Annotated in this window: 20 protein-coding genes and 2 pseudogenes; 10 read left to right on the top strand and 12 right to left on the bottom strand. The window is 62.7% G+C overall.

The genetic code is table 11. The features are described 5' to 3' along the window. Positions 1-22 precede the first annotated feature (22 nt). The 3 genes from RX329_RS27355 to RX329_RS27345 are packed head-to-tail and all read left to right on the top strand — an operon-like array spanning position 23 to position 2,576. Positions 23-931 carry a carbohydrate ABC transporter permease gene (locus tag RX329_RS27355; RefSeq protein WP_094183261.1) on the top strand — a complete coding sequence of 303 codons (909 nt, stop codon included), beginning with the start codon at positions 23-25 and terminating at the stop codon, positions 929-931. Further along, positions 928-1,737: a carbohydrate ABC transporter permease gene (locus RX329_RS27350; protein WP_317244495.1), complete on the top strand. Its 810-nt coding sequence runs from the start codon at positions 928-930 to the stop codon at positions 1,735-1,737. The genes RX329_RS27355 and RX329_RS27350 overlap by 4 nt, the downstream gene beginning before the upstream one ends. Continuing rightward, positions 1,626-2,576 carry an endonuclease/exonuclease/phosphatase family protein gene (locus tag RX329_RS27345; RefSeq protein ID WP_317244494.1) on the top strand — a complete coding sequence of 317 codons (951 nt, stop codon included), beginning with the start codon at positions 1,626-1,628 and terminating at the stop codon, positions 2,574-2,576. The genes RX329_RS27350 and RX329_RS27345 overlap by 112 nt, the downstream gene beginning before the upstream one ends. 168 nt (positions 2,577-2,744) lie before the next feature. Here the strand turns inward: RX329_RS27345 and RX329_RS27340 are convergent, their stop codons facing one another. The 3 genes from RX329_RS27340 to RX329_RS27330 form a co-directional block, all read right to left on the bottom strand. Further along, the gene (locus RX329_RS27340; protein ID WP_317244493.1) at positions 2,745-2,882 is read right to left on the bottom strand and encodes a hypothetical protein; all 138 of its coding nucleotides are present in this window, start codon (positions 2,880-2,882) and stop codon (positions 2,745-2,747) included. Positions 2,883-2,920: 38 nt separating this feature from the next. Next, positions 2,921-4,024, bottom strand: a complete 1,104-nt coding sequence (locus tag RX329_RS27335) for a DNA topoisomerase IB (protein ID WP_317244492.1) — start codon at positions 4,022-4,024, stop codon at positions 2,921-2,923. Between the two features lie 131 nt (positions 4,025-4,155). Beyond that, complete coding sequence (locus RX329_RS27330) at positions 4,156-4,281, bottom strand: hypothetical protein (RefSeq protein WP_256467241.1); 126 nt, start codon at positions 4,279-4,281, stop codon at positions 4,156-4,158. Here RX329_RS27330 and RX329_RS27325 point away from each other — a divergent pair. Further along, positions 4,280-5,104 carry a ribonuclease HII gene (locus tag RX329_RS27325; RefSeq protein WP_247391191.1) on the top strand — a complete coding sequence of 275 codons (825 nt, stop codon included), beginning with the start codon at positions 4,280-4,282 and terminating at the stop codon, positions 5,102-5,104. The genes RX329_RS27330 and RX329_RS27325 overlap by 2 nt on opposite strands. 43 nt (positions 5,105-5,147) lie before the next feature. Here RX329_RS27325 and RX329_RS27320 read toward each other — a convergent pair. The 4 genes and pseudogenes from RX329_RS27320 to RX329_RS27305 all read right to left on the bottom strand — a co-directional run. Beyond that, positions 5,148-5,713: pseudogene (locus RX329_RS27320) on the bottom strand (DNA ligase); the annotation flags it as partial. Between the two features lie 191 nt (positions 5,714-5,904). Beyond that, a complete protein-coding gene (locus RX329_RS27315) occupies positions 5,905-6,243 on the bottom strand; it encodes a hypothetical protein (protein WP_085362141.1) in 339 nt (112 codons plus the stop codon). Between the two features lie 64 nt (positions 6,244-6,307). Beyond that, positions 6,308-6,571, bottom strand: a complete 264-nt coding sequence (locus tag RX329_RS27310; RefSeq protein WP_063983383.1) for a GlsB/YeaQ/YmgE family stress response membrane protein — start codon at positions 6,569-6,571, stop codon at positions 6,308-6,310. Between the two features lie 24 nt (positions 6,572-6,595). Further along, the gene (locus RX329_RS27305) at positions 6,596-7,054 is read right to left on the bottom strand and encodes a YidB family protein (protein WP_026233798.1); all 459 of its coding nucleotides are present in this window, start codon (positions 7,052-7,054) and stop codon (positions 6,596-6,598) included. Positions 7,055-7,226: 172 nt separating this feature from the next. Here RX329_RS27305 and RX329_RS27300 point away from each other — a divergent pair, with 172 nt between their 5' ends. The 3 genes and pseudogenes from RX329_RS27300 (at position 7,227) to dusA (ending at position 8,711) form a co-directional block, all read left to right on the top strand. After that, the gene (locus tag RX329_RS27300; RefSeq protein WP_317244491.1) at positions 7,227-7,367 is read left to right on the top strand and encodes a hypothetical protein; all 141 of its coding nucleotides are present in this window, start codon (positions 7,227-7,229) and stop codon (positions 7,365-7,367) included. Positions 7,368-7,426: 59 nt separating this feature from the next. Continuing rightward, positions 7,427-7,516, top strand: a pseudogene (locus RX329_RS27295) (DUF3606 domain-containing protein); the annotation flags it as partial. Positions 7,517-7,751: 235 nt separating this feature from the next. Further along, on the top strand, positions 7,752-8,711 hold the full coding sequence (gene dusA, locus RX329_RS27290; protein WP_244561319.1) for a tRNA dihydrouridine(20/20a) synthase DusA: 960 nt from the start codon (positions 7,752-7,754) through the stop codon (positions 8,709-8,711). Positions 8,712-8,744: 33 nt separating this feature from the next. Here the strand turns inward: dusA and RX329_RS27285 are convergent, their stop codons facing one another. The 5 genes from RX329_RS27285 to RX329_RS27265 all read right to left on the bottom strand — a co-directional run bounded on the left by RX329_RS27285 (position 8,745) and on the right by RX329_RS27265 (position 13,481). Then, the gene (locus RX329_RS27285) at positions 8,745-9,299 is read right to left on the bottom strand and encodes a TIGR02281 family clan AA aspartic protease (protein ID WP_085385588.1); all 555 of its coding nucleotides are present in this window, start codon (positions 9,297-9,299) and stop codon (positions 8,745-8,747) included. A gap of 28 nt (positions 9,300-9,327) precedes the next feature. Beyond that, positions 9,328-9,531, bottom strand: coding sequence for a DUF1289 domain-containing protein (locus RX329_RS27280; RefSeq protein WP_018459394.1), 204 nt, complete (start codon positions 9,529-9,531; stop codon positions 9,328-9,330). A gap of 44 nt (positions 9,532-9,575) precedes the next feature. Then, positions 9,576-11,171: a sensor histidine kinase gene (locus RX329_RS27275; protein ID WP_018459393.1), complete on the bottom strand. Its 1,596-nt coding sequence runs from the start codon at positions 11,169-11,171 to the stop codon at positions 9,576-9,578. A 137-nt stretch (positions 11,172-11,308) separates the two neighbouring features. Further along, positions 11,309-12,586 carry a sodium:proton antiporter NhaD gene (gene nhaD, locus RX329_RS27270; RefSeq protein WP_317244490.1) on the bottom strand — a complete coding sequence of 426 codons (1,278 nt, stop codon included), beginning with the start codon at positions 12,584-12,586 and terminating at the stop codon, positions 11,309-11,311. Positions 12,587-12,608: 22 nt separating this feature from the next. Further along, a complete protein-coding gene (locus tag RX329_RS27265; protein ID WP_317244489.1) occupies positions 12,609-13,481 on the bottom strand; it encodes an NAD(P)-dependent oxidoreductase in 873 nt (290 codons plus the stop codon). Between the two features lie 181 nt (positions 13,482-13,662). Between RX329_RS27265 and RX329_RS27260 the strand changes: the two genes are divergently transcribed. The 3 genes from RX329_RS27260 (at position 13,663) to RX329_RS27250 (ending at position 16,606) form a co-directional block, all read left to right on the top strand. After that, positions 13,663-14,100, top strand: a complete 438-nt coding sequence (locus RX329_RS27260) for a VOC family protein (RefSeq protein WP_027517244.1) — start codon at positions 13,663-13,665, stop codon at positions 14,098-14,100. 53 nt (positions 14,101-14,153) lie between these two features. Beyond that, positions 14,154-15,296: an Mrp/NBP35 family ATP-binding protein gene (locus RX329_RS27255; protein WP_085352723.1), complete on the top strand. Its 1,143-nt coding sequence runs from the start codon at positions 14,154-14,156 to the stop codon at positions 15,294-15,296. A gap of 218 nt (positions 15,297-15,514) precedes the next feature. Beyond that, positions 15,515-16,606: a TRAP transporter substrate-binding protein gene (locus RX329_RS27250; protein ID WP_018459388.1), complete on the top strand. Its 1,092-nt coding sequence runs from the start codon at positions 15,515-15,517 to the stop codon at positions 16,604-16,606. Positions 16,607-16,965 lie beyond the last annotated feature (359 nt).

Here is a 16,965-nt window from a genome sequence, read left to right as displayed (position 1 = left end):
CGGCTCACAGATGTCCGACTCCATGGTCTCATCGCCAATAGCCCCGCGCCGTGCCCGATCGCAAGCGTGGTGGAACACCGTGAATGCCTGGCTGCTGCTGCTGCCGGCGGCCGTCCTGCTACTCGCATTCACGCACTTTCCGATTCTGGCGACGATCCGGCATTCGCTGTTCGTCACGCGCCGCAATGGCACGGAGGCCTTCGTCGGGCTTGACAGCTATCGGTCCATGGCGGCCGATCCGATCTTCTGGAAGGCGCTGGTCAATAATTTCTGGTTCGCGCTCGGCACGATCCCGACCTCGATTGCCCTGGCCCTGGTGATGGCGATCTGGGTCAATCGCAACATACGCGGCCGCGGCTTTCTGCGACTGGCCTATTTCACGCCGACCGTGCTGCCGATGATCGCCGTCGCCAATATCTGGCTGTTCTTCTACACGCCGGATTACGGGTTGCTGGATCAGTTGCGCGGCCTTTTCGGTTTCGGCGGCTGGAATTGGCTGGGCGATCCCTCGACGGTGATGGGCTGTCTGGTCGTGATGGTGATCTGGAAGGAGGCCGGCTTCTTCATGATTTTCTACCTGGCGGCGCTGCAGCAGCTCTCGCCGGACCTCGAAGAGGCCGCGTCCATCGAAGGCGCGAGCCGGTGGTATACGTTCCGCCGGATCACGTTCCCATTGCTGATGCCGACCACGTTGTTCGTGACGATCAACGCAGTCATCAACTCCTTCAAGTTGGTGGACCATCTGGTCATCATGACCAAGGGCGGTCCGAACAACGCCAGCACGCTGCTGCTCTACTACATTTATGAAGTTGCCTTCACCTTCCAAGATTCCTCTTACGCGGCAACGCTGACGGTTGTGCTTCTGATGCTGCTGAGCTCGGTTGCGCTGATCAAGTTCGGTTATCTCGATCGCAGGATCCACTATCAATGAGAGGCCGGACACGCCCCATTGAGGCCATCGCAGCATGGCTCCTGGCTTTGATCTGGCTTGCCCCATTGGCCTATGCCTTTTGGAGCGCGCTGCATCCGGCCGCTTACGCCACGTCGTTCAGCCTGTCCGCGCCCTGGACGCTGGAGAATTTTGCCCGGGCCTGGAACCAGGCGCCGTTCGCTCGGTACTATCTCAACACGGTGGTGCTGGTGACGCTGATCCTGGTTGGTCAGCTCATCCTGTCGACGCTGGCCGCCTATGCCTTTGCGCGCTTCAGGTTCAGGGGCAGCGGCATCGCTTTCGCCCTCGTTCTGCTCCAACTGATGATCATGCCCGACGTCCTGATCGTCGAGAACTACCGCGCGATCGCAAGGTTGGGATTGCTCGATACGATCCCTGCGATCGCGCTGCCCTATCTCGCGAGCGCCTTCGGCATCTTCCTGCTGCGGCAGACCTTCAAGGGTGTGCCCCAGGAGTTGGTCGAAGCCGCGCGGGTCGAGGGAGCGGGTCCGCTCGGAATCCTGTGGCGGGTCTATGTCCCGCTGGCTCGCCCGACCTATGTCGCCTTTGGCCTCGTCTCCGTCAGCTATCACTGGAACAACTTCCTGTGGCCGTTGATCGTCACGAATTCGGTGGAAGCGCGGCCGCTCACCGTGGGGCTTGCCGTGTTCGGCGCGCCTGAGACCGGCGTGGATTGGTCAGTGATCACGGCGGCAACCGTGATGACGATGGCGCCGCTGCTGATCGCGTTTCTGCTGTTCCAGCGTCAGTTCGTCCAGTCATTCATGCGTGCGGGCATCCGTTAATGAGACTTCTCACCTGGAACATACAGTGCGGAAAGGGCTGCGACGACGTGACCGATCTGGCAAGGATCGTTGCCGTCGCCCGACAGACGCTCGATGCCGACGTGTTCTGCTTCCAGGAGGTGAGCGCGAATTTCTCGAGATTTGGTGATGGAGCGGATCAGAGCGCACAGCTGGCAGCCCTGTTGCCCGGCTACTCCGCAATATTCCGGCCTGCGATCGAAACTGTCGATCCTGATGGCAACCTCCATCGCTTCGGCAACATGACGCTGTCGCGGTTGCCGGTGTTGCAGATTGCCAACCATCTGCTGCCATGGCCCGCCGCAGCCGCGGTGCGGAGCATGCGCCGTCACGCCCTGGAGGTGACGGTTCAGGCCTCGTTTGGCGTGGTCCGCGTCGTCAACACGCATCTCGAGTTCCATTCGGCCGGCCAGCGCGAGGCACAGATCGCTCGCCTGCTGGATTTGCAGGAGGACGCGTCAATGAGTCCGAAGCAGGCCGGCTCCCGGCACGATGAGCCGTATGAAAGTCAGACCGTCGCGGCGTCGAGCCTGCTGTGTGGTGATTTCAATTTTGACGTTGCCGACCCTCAGCACGCATTGATTGCCCGATCTGGCCGGCCTGGTCTGGCGTATCGGGATGCATGGACCGCCGATCGTCCCGGCCGCGCGCGTGCGCCGACTTGCGGAATCTACGACCGCGCGCAGTGGGCCGAGGGGCCCGACTGCCGCGACTTCATTTTCGTGACGGAAGATTTGACCGGCTACGTTCGCAGCATCGAGGTCAACGAAGCGACGGATGCATCCGATCACCAACCCATTGCAATCGAAGTTTCGGAATAGAGGAATAGAGGAGCTACTAAAAAGTTGTCGTTGCAAGGGGGCTTCCTCGGTCTACATCGCGATACGTCTGAACTCGGTCAAACACGCCACGATGAACGCGACGGCGGCTGACCCCAAAGCCCCGCCTGAATTTATGCACTCTGGCAGGTGGGCCAACACGTGATTGATTCAGAAGGCGTCCAATGCCCTTTTACGTTTGGCCGAAAGCGCGAAGGCGGCAAGCAAGCCGACAATAACAAGCACGCCGGCCAGCTTCTGTTCGCCTTCGACAGCTTCCGGCACCTGCCGAGGCGTGCGCGCAGGCATCGAGGAGGACGCGGGCGTCCGGAGACTGGTACGCGAGGCTAGGCGGGCGCCTTCAGAGAATTGAGACGCTTGCGGAGAAATGCCAGCATCACGATCTCGTCGGGAGTGAGCTTGGCGTACTGGCGCTTGAACTTCTGCGCGATCTTCGCATCAATCATCTTCACGAGGTCACCAGACATGTAGGCGTTCAGGACTTCCGGGTGCACGTAGCACTTGCGGCAGATCGCCGGTGTGTTGCCGAGCTGCTTCGAGACGCTTTCGATGGCGGCGACGACGTTGCGCTTCGCCTCGGCCTGGCTATCGTACTTCTTGAATTCGGTCAGGGCCAACGCCGCCAGAACCGTTCCCGCCCAAGTCCGAAAATCCTTGGCACTGAAGTCCTCGCCCGTGATATCCTTGATGTAGGCGTTGACGTCGCCGGAATCGACGGTGCGGGGCTGTCCGTCGTCGTCCAGGTACTTGAAGAGCTCGTGTCCGGGGATCTCCGCGCAGCGCTTCACGATCGCGGCTATCCGCTTGTCCTCGACGCGAAGCTTCCACTGTTTGCCCGATTTGCCCGTAAAGTCGAACCGAAGGACGCCGCGCCCGACCGCGACGTGCTTGCGGCGCATAGTGGTGAGCCCGTAGGACTTGTTTTTCTCGGCATACTCGGCGTTGCCGACCCGGATCAACGTCTTCTCCAGAAGACTGGCGATCGTGGCCAGCACCTTCTCGCGGGGCAGTCCGTCCCGCTTCATGTCGGCGGCGACCCGCTCCCGCAGCGCTGGCAGCGCGGCCGCGAACTGGATGATGTGCTCGTACTTGTTCTGGTCGCGCAACTCGCGCCATTTTGCGTGGTAGCGGTACTGCTTGCGGCCCCGCGCATCGAGCCCGGTTGCCTGGATGTGGCCGTTCGAAGACGGGCAGATCCACACGGATTCGTAGGCCGGCGGGATGCCGATTGATTTGATGCGTCGGATGACGGCGGCATCGGTGATGCGCTTGCCGTCCTTGTCGTAGTAGCTGAAAGTGGTTCCAGTCCGCTTGCGCGTGTACCCCGGCGCGGAGTCGCTGACATACCGGAGGCCTTCTTCCGCGATGGTGGCCGCGACCCCGGCGGTGCGGTCCAGAACCTCTTCTTCGTTGCTGGTTTGTCGGAGCATGGGCCGGTCCCCTCGGAAGCACCCTGGGATCGAGGCTCCACTCATTCTAAAGGGATGAAGACACCGGTTGGTTCCGCTCGGAGGTCGGTGGACGCGAGGTGTGGATCAGTGGCCTCCAGAACAGCGGGACCTCAGATGGAGAGCCGGTCCGGTTCTTTCGACAAGGCGCTGCCGATGACGGCATGGTCTAGCTTCAGACAATCGCCACAAATTTCACCGACACGCTTCCCGCAGTCAATCTTCAGGAAGGCCGCCATGTCCCAGTATTCACTCGATGAATTGCGGCGGCGCTATGTCGTCGAGAAAAGACCCCTCGAGGCCAGCGTCGAGCAGGTCTTACGGGCCGACGCCCGCGCGGGAGCCCGTGCCATCCTGGCTTCCATCGATAAACGGCGCTCCGAAAACAGGTCCGAAGGGCAGCGCCTGCGAAAGATGCTCCGCTTCGAGACCTCTCTCTGGACAAGCGGCCATCATATTGTGGCAGGCGTGGACGAGGCGGGAATGAGCCCTCTCGCCGGGCCAGTCTCCGCCGGCGCCGTGATCCTGAAACCCGGCACGCGGATAATCGGAATTGACGACTCGAAAAAACTCGATGCCGCCGCTCGCGAAGAACTCGCGAAGGAGATCAAGGAAAAGGCAGAGAGTTGGTGCGTGGCATTCGTCGAGGTCGAGGAGATCGACGCGATCAACATCTATTGGGCAGGCATCCAAGCGATGCAGCGTGCGGTCCGGGGGCTAGGGTTGGCGCCGCAGCACTTGCTGATCGACGCGAAGCGGTTGAAGGAAATCGAGATCCCTCAGCAGTCCATCATTAAAGGCGACGCCAAGTCCGCCAGCATCGCCGCCGCCTCCATCCTCGCGAAAGTCGAGCGCGACAGCATAATGCGGACGCTCGATGTGCGTCACCCCGGCTACGGATTCGCGGATCACAAGGGCTACCCGGTGCCGGCTCATTATCAGGCGCTCGCCAGGCTTGGTGCATGCGCAGCTCACCGGAGGTCGTTCGGACCAGTACGCAAGGCCCTCGGACTGCCGCCCCTGCCGCCGTGGCCTTCGGCATCCGAGCGCACCGCTGGTTGAACTCCTGGGGTCCACGTTTCGTCTCGGCGTGCTATTTTCGCGGCTATTTCTTTTCGCGAACCACGTCCTTGGCCAATTTGTCCGACCTCAGGCCGAGATAGACTGGCTGGCGCAGCTCGCCCTTGCTGGTCCATTCCGCTAATTTCACTTCCGCGACCAACGAAGGATGCACCCAGGTCGTGACCCGCTCATCCTTTACTTTGGCCGGGGAAGGGCGACTTGGCTGTCTTGAGCCTCACGAGCTTGTTGTGAAGCTCTTCGAGAACTTGGTGGCTGAAGCCGGTGCCGACGTGGCCGATGTACCGCCATGCATCGTCGTCGCGTACCGCCAGCACGAGGGCGCCGAAGAAGGGCCGGGTTCGCCTCGGCGCCGTGAAGCCGGCGATCACTACCTCCTGCCGCTGTGCGGTCTTTACCTCAGCCAATCGGCGGTCCGGCGTCCGGACGCGTACAGGCTGTCGGCGCGCTTGGCCATGACGCCTTCGAGATGTCTCAGATCGGCTTCTCTGCAAAGAATTTTGTGCCGCTGCCCTTGGGGTGCTTGCTGAACGCGGTCAGCTTGTGGCGCGGCAGGAGGGCCTTGAGCCGCTTCTTGCGCTCGAGAAGCGGTAGCGCCCATTCTCGCCTACAGTTCGGCCGACATCGTCAGCCCGCAGGTCCGTCAGGGCGACATTGATGCGTGCACCTATAATCGTCAGCAGGCCGAAGGTCAGCGCGGGGCGAGAACAATAAAGGCAGGGGCGATGAAAGCGCAGCTGCAACATTCGTTTGCGGCTGCGCCTGTTCGAAACGTTCAGACGTCACGTTTTCGGACTTGGTTGGGGCATAGGTGCGGCTTGAGGAGTTTGAGAAGGTGTCGGATTGCTCTGCTGCTGAAGCGCCGCGGGGTCGCCGCCCGCATGAGGAACGCACGTACCGATGTTGCTGAGCAGGCGTTTGGCCTGGAGATCGCGGACCTTTGAGTATTCGCGTCGTCGCTCGATATTGGCCGCGGCCCATCGGTCCCAGGCCTCGAAAGCGTCCGTATAGTGCTTTCGCATCTGCTCCTCGGCGGCGAGGCAATCGGCGAATTTGTCGAAAACAAGGTCGGTGTTGACCGGGGTCATGCCTCCTACCAGGACAACGAGCATCCATTTCATCTTGCCGATCGCCTTTCACACCGGGCGAATTCTCCGCTAACGCGCAGAATTCCGTGCACTGTGGTTAGATGGCCCGACGGCTGCGACCGGCTACAAAACCGTAGACGAAAAGCACGATGATGGCGCCTACCACTGCCCCCACTAGTCCTGCGCCTTCTCCTGGCCGGTACCAGCCGAGAGATTGGCCAAGATAGGTCGCAACGAACGCGCCCACTATTCCCAGGATGGTGGTCAGGATGAAACCCGAGGGCTCGTTGTCGCCGGGCATGATGAACTTCGCGATGACGCCTGCGACGAAACCGATGATGATCGTCCAGATGATGCTCATGTCTCTCCCTCGATCGCTGTGGTGTTATCCCGCCGATGAAGCCGGAAGACGTCCATCAGGCGTGTATTTGTCCACGGCAGTCGGAAGCTCTCGGGACAAACGGTCGAGAATCTCCTGCTGTGACAAGCCGGTCTGCTGCTCCAGCTTTTGAAGGACGTCCGGACCGATAGCCTGCTGGAGTTCGGGCGGAGTGACTTCGCGGTTCGGCCCCTGATTGATCCAGGATTGAGCCACATCGCCTTGCCCGTTCTGCCTGAAGTGCTCGAGCAATTCGCCGATCCCGCCGTTCAGCAGCGAACCCACGCCTCCGGTGCCCGCTAGGCCGCCAAGGCTACCGAGCATGCCGCTCAGGGAATCCTTGGCACCCGCCGGCTGGCCGGAGGTCGCATTGCGAAACATGTCCGCCAGCTTGTCCCGATTTTGATACCCCGCGATTGCGAGCATACCCAAGAGGGCGGTCATCGATGGCATTCCGCGGCTCATTTTCGGCTCCTGAGTTCAACGATCGGCAACCAACCTACGCTGGGCTGAGAAGTTCCAAGTTTTCCCGAGCCGTGGGTTTTGGAAAGGAGGATCTAGAGAAGCATCTGCAAGAAAACGGGAGCGGGCTCCGGGCGAAAGTCCGGAGCAAACCAGCTCGCGCGACGTGCGCCAAATGGCCGCTTTGCTCATGCGGCGCGACCAAGCCTTCGTGCAGGCGGTCGAGGAACTGAAAATGGAAAAGCCCACCAAGTTGGAGCCGCGATGCTGCGTCGCTCGCGTTCGTTCGGCCTCGCGCTCGCAACAGCTTCTTTGAAGGAACTCGCGATTCCTTGAAGCGTCGCACCGCGATGAGTTTCGCGGACGGAGGAGCAGATGGCAGCGAAGAAGAAGACCGCACGGGGACGCAAACAAGATCGCGCCCGCGTGGCTAACGGCCAGGACTACGAAGTGCGATACGATTCCTCCTGACTTGAACGCGCCAGCTGCCCGACTAGAGCTTCTTAAAGGTCGGCACCGCGTGTGCGCTCCACCCGGATTTCATGTGCGCTAGTGTGCACCGGGAGATCAAACGCGGTACAAACGTGTGCAATTTTGGCTAGTTTGGAGTGCACACGTGTGCACTTGTTCCTGCTCTAGTCCATTGTAAGGATAGGATAACTACTTGGAATATCAAGAATATCGCTTTTCCGTGGCGCCCATGATGGATTGGACCGACCGGCATTGCCGGGTGTTCCACCGTCACCTGACGAGGCGGGCGCTGCTCTATACGGAGATGCTGACCACTGGCGCCATCATTCATGGTGACCGGAAGCGGCTGCTTGGGTTCGACCTGGTCGAGCACCCGGTCGCGCTTCAGCTCGGCGGGTCGGATCCACGCGAGCTGGCGCTGGTGGCGCGGATCGGCGAGGAGTTCGGTTATGACGAAATCAACCTCAACGTCGGCTGCCCCTCCGACCGCGTGAAGGACGGCCGTTTCGGCGCTTGCCTGATGGCAGAGCCTGATCTCGTGGCGAGGTGCGTCGAGGCGATGAAGGGTGCGGTGGCCGTGCCCGTGACCGTGAAGTGCCGCATCGGGATCGACGACCAGGATCCCGAAGTCGCGCTCGACAACCTTGCGCACGCAGTCGTTGACTCCGGCTGCGATGCGCTGATCGTACATGCCCGGAAAGCATGGCTCAGCGGTTTGTCACCGAAGGAGAATCGCGACATCCCGCCGCTCGACTATGATCGCGTCTATCGCCTCAAGCGCGCGATGCCGGATGTGCCTGTCATCATCAACGGCGGCATCCCCGGTGTCGACGAGGCAAGGGCACATCTCGATCACGTTGACGGCGCGATGCTTGGACGAGCCGCCTATCAGGAGCCGTGGCGGCTGCTCTCGGTCGATACCGACATTTTCGGCGAGGCGGCGCCGCATGCCTCGATGCAGGATGCGCTCGAAGGGATGGTGCCCTACATCGAACAGCAACTCGCGCGCGGCACGAGGCTGCACTCTATGACGCGGCATTTCGTCGGCGCATTCCACGCCGTCCCCGGCGCGCGCGCCTTCCGCCGGCATCTTGCCGAGCAGGGGGTGAAGCCGGGCGCTGGCCTCGAGGTGCTACGCGAAGCGATTGCGCGTGTCGGTGCGCACGCACCGGCGGAGGCGGCGGCCTAGCCGTAATCGCATGACGAGCCGGATTGCAAGAGTCTAGTCGACTGCCAGGCGCGAGCGGCGGCGACTGGTCTGGAGCTCCGGATAACCCGTGAGCATCAGCCTGTCGGCGCGCACGCCCCAGCTCTCCAGGCGATCGAGGAAGCTCATGCCGAGCAGATTGGTCTTCATCTGCCCGCGCTGCACGACGAGGGCTGGCACCGATTTCTCGACGAGGTGACCGACGGAGAGGCGGTCGATCGTGAGGCGGGCCGCCTTGGTGTGACCGCCCGCGGTTTCGAGATCGACGTCGTATTCGAGCATCTCGAGCGGCAGCCCGATCGCCTTCGCGGTTTCCCAGGTCAGCACCACCGAGGTCGCGCCGGTGTCAATGACCATCGGTGCGGCCACGCCGTTGATCTTCGCGCGCAGCGCGAATTCGCCGCCCTGGCCGCGCGGAATCTGCACGGCGGGCGCGGGCGCTGCGGTCTGCGTGCGAAAGATATGCGAGACCTTGCTGCTCGCGCGCGCGATCTGGTCGGAATCGCCATAGGCGACGACGGCACCGGCCGTGCAGGCGAGCATGATGAGAACGAGCAGGGACCGGATCATTGCGCATCTCCAGATGCGCGCCGACCGATCAGGTGTGTTTCGGCGATCCCGCGATGGGCGGAAGTCCAGCCTGATTCATGCGCGCCGGCAACAGCGCCATGAGGGCGAGCCGCTCCGCGCTCTCCATGGCGTGCCAGCGCGCGATCTCCGGCAATGTGCGTCCGCAGCCGAAGCACAGCCTGGTCTTGGGGTCGATCATGCAGACCGCCACGCACGGCGTTTCTTTGCTCATTGGGGCATAGTGGCGGATGGTCGGGCATGTCTGCAAGCACCTCGTTACGAGCCCGTACCTGCGCTCATGATCGGCTTGCGGCGGGGCCGGCGCTTCTCGTCCGCTACCGCGGAACTCTCGGGTTGGAGCGGCGGAGAATCATCCGACATCGGCGCCAGCGCGCTCATCACGCGCTCGGGCGGGAAGGTGACGATCACTTCGGTGCCGATGCGCAGCTTCGATTTCAGCGTGAACGTACCGCCATGCAGGTCGACCAGATTCTTGGCGATCGGCAGGCCGAGACCGGCGCCCTGTTCGGCCGACTTGATCGAATTGGAACCTTGGCCGAACGATGCGAGCACGACCGGGATCTCGTCCTCGGGAATCCCGGAGCCGGTGTCCTTCACCGAGAGATATTGTCCGCCTGAGGCCGTCCAGCCGGCCTTGAGCCAGATCTCGCCGCCCTGCGGAGTGAACTTGATCGAGTTGGAGAGCAGATTGAGCACGACCTGGCGGATCGCGCGCTCGTCGGCCCACAGCCGCGGCATCGCCTGCTCGAACACCTCGTGGATGGTGATGCCACGGCTCGAGGCGCGCAGCTTCATCAAATGATGGCAGTCGGCGACGATGCCGACCAGCGAGACCGCTTCCTCGTTGAGCTCGTAGCGGCCAGCCTCGATCCGCGACAGATCGAGGATCTCGTTGATGAGGTTGAGCAGGTGGACGCCGGAATTGTGGATGTCGGCCGAGTACTCCTTGTAGACCGGCACGGCATGCGCGCCGAAAATCTCGCTCTTCATCACTTCCGAGAAGCCGAGGATTGCATTGAGCGGCGTCCGCAGTTCGTGGCTCATCTGCGCCAGAAAGCGCGACTTGGCCACATTGGCGGATTCGGCGCGGTGGCGCGCTTCGTCCGAGATCGCCTTGGCTTGTTCGAGCTCGCCGATCAGCGCGTCCTTCTCGGCCCGCGCCTCGAGCGTGGCGAAGGTCGAAGAGTGCAGGCGGTGAGCCAGCAACACGAAATAGCCTTCGGCGGCGACGGCGAGCGCGGCCAGGATGTAATTATCCAGCGAGCCAGTCATCACGAAGCTCAGCGCCATCGCGACCGCGACCGGTGCGGTGGCGGCGAGGGCGGCGATCGGCAGATTGGCGGCCAGCATGCTTGATACTGCGATCACCAGCAGCATCAGGAACATCATCAGCGTTTCCGTGATCATGTCGAGCACGGGATGGATCAGGATCGCCATCCAGCAAAGGCCATAGAGCAGGTCGAGCACGACGAAACGCGTCTGCCATGCGCGCGTTGCCGCGGGCGAGGCGGGCTCGGCCAGGAAGCGGTGGCAGCTGCGGATCATTGCGGCATGAATGCAAAGCATGCCGGCGGTCCAGGCCGCGGCCGGGATCGGCTGCATCCACAGCCCAAACAGCACGCCTGTCGCGACCACAAGCAGCATCACGACATAGGAGGCCGACAGCCGCGTCTGGGCGTACTGGCGCAGCATTTCGGCATCGAAAGCCGGCCGGGTTCCACTGGTCGACGTTAACTTATCGCGCGCCTCGCGCACCCGCTGTGCCGCAGCCCGGCGATGGCTCGCCGACGGCACGCTCACCGGCTCGGCCGGAAGCTGCACAACCTCGGGCTTTTCAGCGGGTTTACTCATCGCACAACAACAATTCCTGCCCGCGCGGGACGGGCCTTCTGCATTGTCTATCTCTGGCAAGAAATCCTTAAGAGGTGACTTAAGGAGCTAAAGAATTACGTTAACCCGGCGTTAATTTTGGATCCGGCGTGAGCCGCTCAATGCAGCGCCGCGTGCTGCGCGATGTACACCACGGCGCCCGCCAGATAGCCGGCGAGCGCGGGAACGGCGATGCGGCGGGCGTACCAGAGGAACTCGATGCGCTCGAGCCCCATGGCGGCGACGCCTGCGGCCGAGCCGATGATCAGGATCGAGCCGCCGGTTCCGGCGCAATAGGCGATGAACTCCCAGATGAAGCTGTCGGGTGGATAATGCGCGAGGTCGTACATGCCCATCGTCGCGGCGACCAGCGGCACGTTGTCGATGACAGCACTGAGCAGGCCGAGCACGATCACGATGATGTCCTGTCGGGCGATCGCGGTGTCCAGCCATTTGGCCACCATGGAGAGCAGGCCGGCATGTTCGAGGCAGGCGACCGCGAGCAAGATGCCGAGGAAGAATACGATCGAGCCCATGTCGATCCGCGTCAGCGCATTCGCAAGCGTGAGGGGACCGCGGACATGCTCATCCTTTTTGCGATGAACGATCTCGCCGACCAACCACACGATGCCAAGCCCGAGCAGGACGCCCATGAAGGGCGGCAGGTGCGTGACCGTCTTGAAGGCGGGCACCGCGATCAGTACGCCGAGTCCGAGATAGAACATCACGTTCCGCTCGAACGGATCGACGCCCTGCAATCCGTCCTCTTTCGGCGGTGGTGCGATGGTCTTGCCCTTGAGTGAAAAGCTGATGAATGCGAGCGGCACCAGCAGGTTGAGCAAGGAGGGCAGGAACACCGCGCTCATGATTTTCAGGGGCGAAATCTGTCCGCCGATCCACAGCATGGTCGTGGTGACGTCGCCGATCACGGTCCATGCGCCGCCGGCATTTGCGGCGATGACGATGAGGGAGGCGAACAGCAAGCGGTCGTCGCGCTTGGCGATCAGCCGCTGGATCAGCGAGACCATGACGATGGTGGTGGTCAGATTGTCGAGGATTGCACTAAGGAAGAAGGTAACGAAGCCAATCAGCCATATCAGACGGACCTGGCTGGTCGTGCTGATGCGGGAGGTGATGACCTCGAAACCGTCATGGGCGTCGATGACCTCGACGATGGTCATCGCGCCAACCAGGAAGAACACGATCTGCGCGGTGGCAGCGACGGACTCGTCAAGCTGACGGCCGACCAGCGTGTGGTCGCCGGTCGCGAGCGCGTAGATTGTCCAGAGCACGCCCGCGCCGAGTAGCGCAGACGCGCTCTTGTTCACCCCGATAGGATGCTCGAGCGCGATCGCCGCATAGGCGAGGATGAAGATTGCGGCGAGTGCGGTCAGCAAGGCAGGATCACTTCGTGAGGTGTCAGCGATTCAGGCGCGCGAGCAGGCTCGATGTATCCCAGCGCTTGCCGCCCATCTTCTCGACCTCGGCGTAGAACTGGTCGACGAGCGCGGTCACCGGCAAATTGGCGCCATTGCGGCGGGCTTCGGCTAGCGAGATCGAGAGATCCTTGCGCATCCATTCGACCGCGAAGCCGAAATCGTATTTGTCCTCGTTCATGGTCTTGTAGCGGTTCTCCATCTGCCAGGACTGCGCGGCGCCCTTGGAGATGGTTTCGATCACGGCGGCGACGTCAAGGCCACTTTTCTTGGCGAAGTGAATACCCTCGGAGAGGCCCTGGACGAGGCCGGCGATGCAGATCTGGTTGACCATTTTGGTCAGCTGGCCGGAGCCGGCGGGCCCCAGCAATTTGCACATCCGCGCATAGGCGCCTGTGATGATCGGGTCGGCGCCGGCATAGGCGTCCTGCGCGCCGCCGCACATCACCGTCAGCACGCCGTTCTCGGCGCCGGCCTGGCCGCCGGACACGGGTGCGTCGATGAACTTGAAGCCGGCCTTGGTCGCGGCCGCATCGAGCTCACGCGCGACCTCGGCGGAAGCGGTGGTGTGGTCGACGAAGGTTGCACCCTTCTTCATGCCGGCAAACGCGCCGTCGGCACCGATCGTGACCGCGCGCAGATCGTTATCGTTGCCGACGCAGCACATCACGAAATCCTGGCCCTCGGCCGCGGCCTTCGGGGTCGCCGCGGTCTTGCCGCCGAACTTGTCCGCCCACTCCTTCGCCTTGGCCGCGGTGCGGTTATAGACGGTGACCTCATGGCCCCCTTTTTTCACGAGGTGTCCGGCCATGGGGAAGCCCATCACGCCGAGACCGAGGAAAGCGACTTTAGCCATTGTAGTACCTTGTCGGTAGTTTGGGTTTTACGGTTCTTGCCGGGCGAGGGCCGTCCGGTTCCGCCATTGCGGCAGATCGGGCGCACCATAAACCCTTGAGGCCGGAGGGCAACGGGTTCGTTTGGCCCCCGCCTGTGTTAGGATGGCGGACCTAAGGACTTCAAAAAAAGGGAGCGAAGGCATGGGCGGCGTAAGCGTGGGCGTGCTCGATCATTTCAATATCCGGACCCGGAATCTGGCCGAAACCGTCCGCTTCTACGAGGACGTGCTGGGCCTGGAAAAAGGCGCCCGGCCGAATTTCGCCTTCCCCGGCGCCTGGATGTACAGCGAGGGAAAGCCGGTGGTGCACCTCGTCGATATTTCTCCGACTGCCGAGCCACAAAAGCCGGATTCCGGCGTTGTCCACCACGTCGCCTTCGCCAGCCGCGGGTTTGACGGCATGAAGCAGCGGCTGGCCTCAAAGGGGATGAAGTTCGACTCCCGCCAAGTGCCCGGCGGTGAGCTCTGGCAGATCTTCGTCCACGACCCCAACGGGGTCATGATCGAGCTCAACTACGAGGCGGCCCTGGAGCAGGGGGCCGCGCCCGCCGAGATGGCTGACGATATCGGCAGGCAGTAGCCTTTTGGGCGTTTCCGCTCTAATGGGGCATCTTGAATTCTAGGAGATGCGCTTTGAGCGTGACGCAGCAACAGGTTCTCGACAGCCTCGCCAGGATCAAGTCGCCCCGCGGGGTCGCGCTCACCAATGCCAATGTGCTGAGCGCGATCAGCGCGGCCGACGGCAAGGTGTTCTTCTCGATCAATGTCGAAGCCGCCGAAGCGCGAGCCTGGGAATCCGTCCGGGCCGAGGCCGAGGCCGCGGTGCGCGCCATTCCCGGCGTCACCACCGTCATGGTGGCGCTGACCGCCGAGCGGAAGGCCGGCGCCGCGCCGCCACCGCCGCCAACTCCCAGCCGCGGCACGCCGGGCGTGCAGCCCGTCCACGCCCACAAGCCGCCGCCGCAGGGCGGCGCCCAATCGCCGATGGCGCGGCAGTCCGAGATTCCGGGCGTCGCGGCCGTGATCGCGGTCGCCTCGGGCAAGGGCGGTGTCGGCAAATCCACCACCGCGCTCAACCTGGCACTCGGTCTGCGCGATCTCGGCCTCAAGGTCGGGCTGCTCGATGCCGACATCTACGGCCCATCGGTGCCGCGGCTGACGGGCCTGCATGAGAAGCCGGAGCTGAACGACGAGCGCAAGATGATTCCGCTCAAGCGCTTTGGCCTGGCCATCATGTCGATCGGCTTCCTGGTGGAGGAAGAGACCGCGATGATCTGGCGCGGGCCGATGGTGATGTCGGCAGTGACGCAGATGCTGCGCGACGTCGTATGGGGCCAGCTCGATGTGCTCGTCGTCGACATGCCGCCAGGCACCGGCGATGCCCAGCTCACGCTGGCGCAGAACGTCCCTTTGAAGGGCGCCGTGATCGTCTCGACCCCGCAGGACCTGTCGCTGATCGACGCAAGGCGGGGGCTTGCGATGTTCAAGAAGGTCAACGTGCCCGTGCTCGGCATCGTCGAGAACATGAGCTATTTCCAGTGCCCGCAATGCGGCACGAAATCCGACATTTTCGGCCATGGCGGCGCGCGCCACGAGGCCGAGAAGCTCGGGGTACCATTCCTGGGCGAGATCCCCCTGCACATGGCGATTCGCGCCACCTCGGATGCGGGCACGCCCGTAGTGGACAGCGAGCCGGATGGTCCCCATGCGGCGATCTACCGCGCCATTGCGGGACAGGTGCGGGACCAGCTCAAGGGCGTCATCGCCGCGGCCTAAGCGGATCCAAGCCGATCCCTTGAAACCAATACCTTGGGGACATGCGACTTTCGTAGAGCCCTGTCATGCCAATGTCGCGTTTCGAAAGCAGGGCTTCCGTGTTAAAGGCCCACGGCAGTCAAGCCCCTTCGGTTCGACGCGGCCCAAGAACGCGTCGCCGGAATGAGCGGCAGCAAAGAGGAAGTTAGGGGAAACGCCCCAACAAGGAGAGACTGAAGATGAAGCGTCGTGATTTCCTGAAAGTGTCGGCAGCCGGCGCGGCGGCGACCGCCGCGGTGGCCTCGCCGGCGATCGCGCAGTCCTCGCCCGAGATCAAGTGGCGCCTGACGTCGAGCTTCCCGAAGTCGCTCGACACCATCTATGGCGGTGCCGAGCAGATGGCGAAGTACGTCGCCGAGATGACCGACAACAAGTTTCAGATCCAGGTCTTCCAGGCGGGTGAAATCGTCCCGGGCCTGCAGGCGCTGGATGCGACCCAGAAGGGCACCGTCGAGATGTGCCACACGGTGTCGTATTATTACGTCGGCAAAGACCCGACCTTCGCGATCTTCGCGTCGGTGCCTTTCGGCCTGAATGCACGCCAGCAGAATTCCTGGCTGTACCAAGGCGGCGGCAACGAGCTCGCCAACGAGTTCTTCAAGAAGACGAACGTGGTGGGCTTTCCCTGCGGCAACACCGGCACCCAGATGGGCGGCTGGTTCCGCAAGGAGATCAAGACCGTTGCCGACCTCTCGGGCCTCAAGATGCGCATCGGCGGCATTGCCGGCCAGGTGCTTCAGAAGGTCGGCGTGGTGCCGCAGCAGCTCGCCGGCGGCGACATCTATCCGTCGCTCGAGAAGGGCACCATCGACGCGGCCGAATGGGTCGGTCCCTACGATGACGAGAAGCTCGGCTTCGCCAAGGTCGCCAAGTACTACTACTACCCGGGCTTCTGGGAAGGCGGTCCGACCGTTCACGCCTTCGCCAACATCGACAAGTGGAACGAGCTGCCGAAGAACTATCAGGCGATCCTCACCAACGCGACCGTCAACACCAACACCTGGATGGCCGCGCGCTACGACATGGTGAACCCCGGCGCGCTGAAGCGTCTGGTCGCCGGCGGAACGCAGCTTCGCCCGTTCACCAATGAGGTTCTGGAAGCCTGCCTCAAGGCGACCAACGAATTGTGGGGCGAGATCTCGGCCAAGAATCCCGACTTCAAGAAGTCGATCGACGCCATGCAGGCCTACCGCTCCGACGAATATCTGTGGTGGCAGGTCGCCGAATACACCTACGACAGCTTCATGATCCGCTCGCGCACCCGCGGCTGATCTTCGAGCAAGTCGCAAGACGACACGCCCGGTCTCGTTCGCGAGGCCGGGCTTTTCTTTGGGGCGACGCGATCGGAATAGGCGAGCGGATATCGGCGAGCGGCGGTGTCGCCGGGGGACGGGCGGGGCCTCCAACACAAAATCTGAAAAACAACCCCATGCACAGTAGACGAGGGGTGAGAGGACAAGGCGTTGCGAGTGTAGCCAACAGCTTGATGCGATGGGCTAATTGGCAGGCACGCCCGAGCATCGCGCGGTCGAGGGCAACTTCGTATTTTTGGGCGTCAAAGCGGGCAGGCGCGCGTGCTTCAGCGAGATCGTTTGACTCGTCGGGCAAAACAGTGGCATAAAGGCATTAT

Origin of the sequence: Bradyrhizobium sp. BWC-3-1, assembly GCF_032917965.1 — a bacterium.
In the GTDB taxonomy this organism is placed as follows: domain Bacteria; phylum Pseudomonadota; class Alphaproteobacteria; order Rhizobiales; family Xanthobacteraceae; genus Bradyrhizobium; species Bradyrhizobium canariense_D.
Note: the sequence above shows the minus strand (reverse complement) of the source record. Positions and strands in the feature narration are given on the sequence as shown.

Excerpts from the sequence above, each read along its gene's own strand:
- RX329_RS27355 (WP_094183261.1), top strand. The coding sequence starts at position 23 with ATGGTCTCATCGCCAATAGCCCCGCGCCGTGCCCGATCGCAAGCGTGG.
- RX329_RS27350 (WP_317244495.1), top strand. The coding sequence starts at position 928 with ATGAGAGGCCGGACACGCCCCATTGAGGCCATCGCAGCATGGCTCCTG.
- RX329_RS27340 (WP_317244493.1), bottom strand. The coding sequence starts at position 2,882 with ATGCCTGCGCGCACGCCTCGGCAGGTGCCGGAAGCTGTCGAAGGCGAA.
- RX329_RS27335 (WP_317244492.1), bottom strand. The coding sequence starts at position 4,024 with ATGCTCCGACAAACCAGCAACGAAGAAGAGGTTCTGGACCGCACCGCC.
- RX329_RS27325 (WP_247391191.1), top strand. The coding sequence starts at position 4,280 with ATGTCCCAGTATTCACTCGATGAATTGCGGCGGCGCTATGTCGTCGAG.
- RX329_RS27330 (WP_256467241.1), bottom strand. The coding sequence starts at position 4,281 with ATGGCGGCCTTCCTGAAGATTGACTGCGGGAAGCGTGTCGGTGAAATT.
- RX329_RS27315 (WP_085362141.1), bottom strand. The coding sequence starts at position 6,243 with ATGAAATGGATGCTCGTTGTCCTGGTAGGAGGCATGACCCCGGTCAAC.
- RX329_RS27310 (WP_063983383.1), bottom strand. The coding sequence starts at position 6,571 with ATGAGCATCATCTGGACGATCATCATCGGTTTCGTCGCAGGCGTCATC.
- RX329_RS27305 (WP_026233798.1), bottom strand. The coding sequence starts at position 7,054 with ATGAGCCGCGGAATGCCATCGATGACCGCCCTCTTGGGTATGCTCGCA.
- RX329_RS27300 (WP_317244491.1), top strand. The coding sequence starts at position 7,227 with ATGGCCGCTTTGCTCATGCGGCGCGACCAAGCCTTCGTGCAGGCGGTC.
- dusA (WP_244561319.1), top strand. The coding sequence starts at position 7,752 with ATGATGGATTGGACCGACCGGCATTGCCGGGTGTTCCACCGTCACCTG.
- RX329_RS27285 (WP_085385588.1), bottom strand. The coding sequence starts at position 9,299 with ATGATCCGGTCCCTGCTCGTTCTCATCATGCTCGCCTGCACGGCCGGT.
- RX329_RS27280 (WP_018459394.1), bottom strand. The coding sequence starts at position 9,531 with ATGAGCAAAGAAACGCCGTGCGTGGCGGTCTGCATGATCGACCCCAAG.
- RX329_RS27275 (WP_018459393.1), bottom strand. The coding sequence starts at position 11,171 with ATGAGTAAACCCGCTGAAAAGCCCGAGGTTGTGCAGCTTCCGGCCGAG.
- RX329_RS27265 (WP_317244489.1), bottom strand. The coding sequence starts at position 13,481 with ATGGCTAAAGTCGCTTTCCTCGGTCTCGGCGTGATGGGCTTCCCCATG.
- RX329_RS27260 (WP_027517244.1), top strand. The coding sequence starts at position 13,663 with ATGGGCGGCGTAAGCGTGGGCGTGCTCGATCATTTCAATATCCGGACC.
- RX329_RS27250 (WP_018459388.1), top strand. The coding sequence starts at position 15,515 with ATGAAGCGTCGTGATTTCCTGAAAGTGTCGGCAGCCGGCGCGGCGGCG.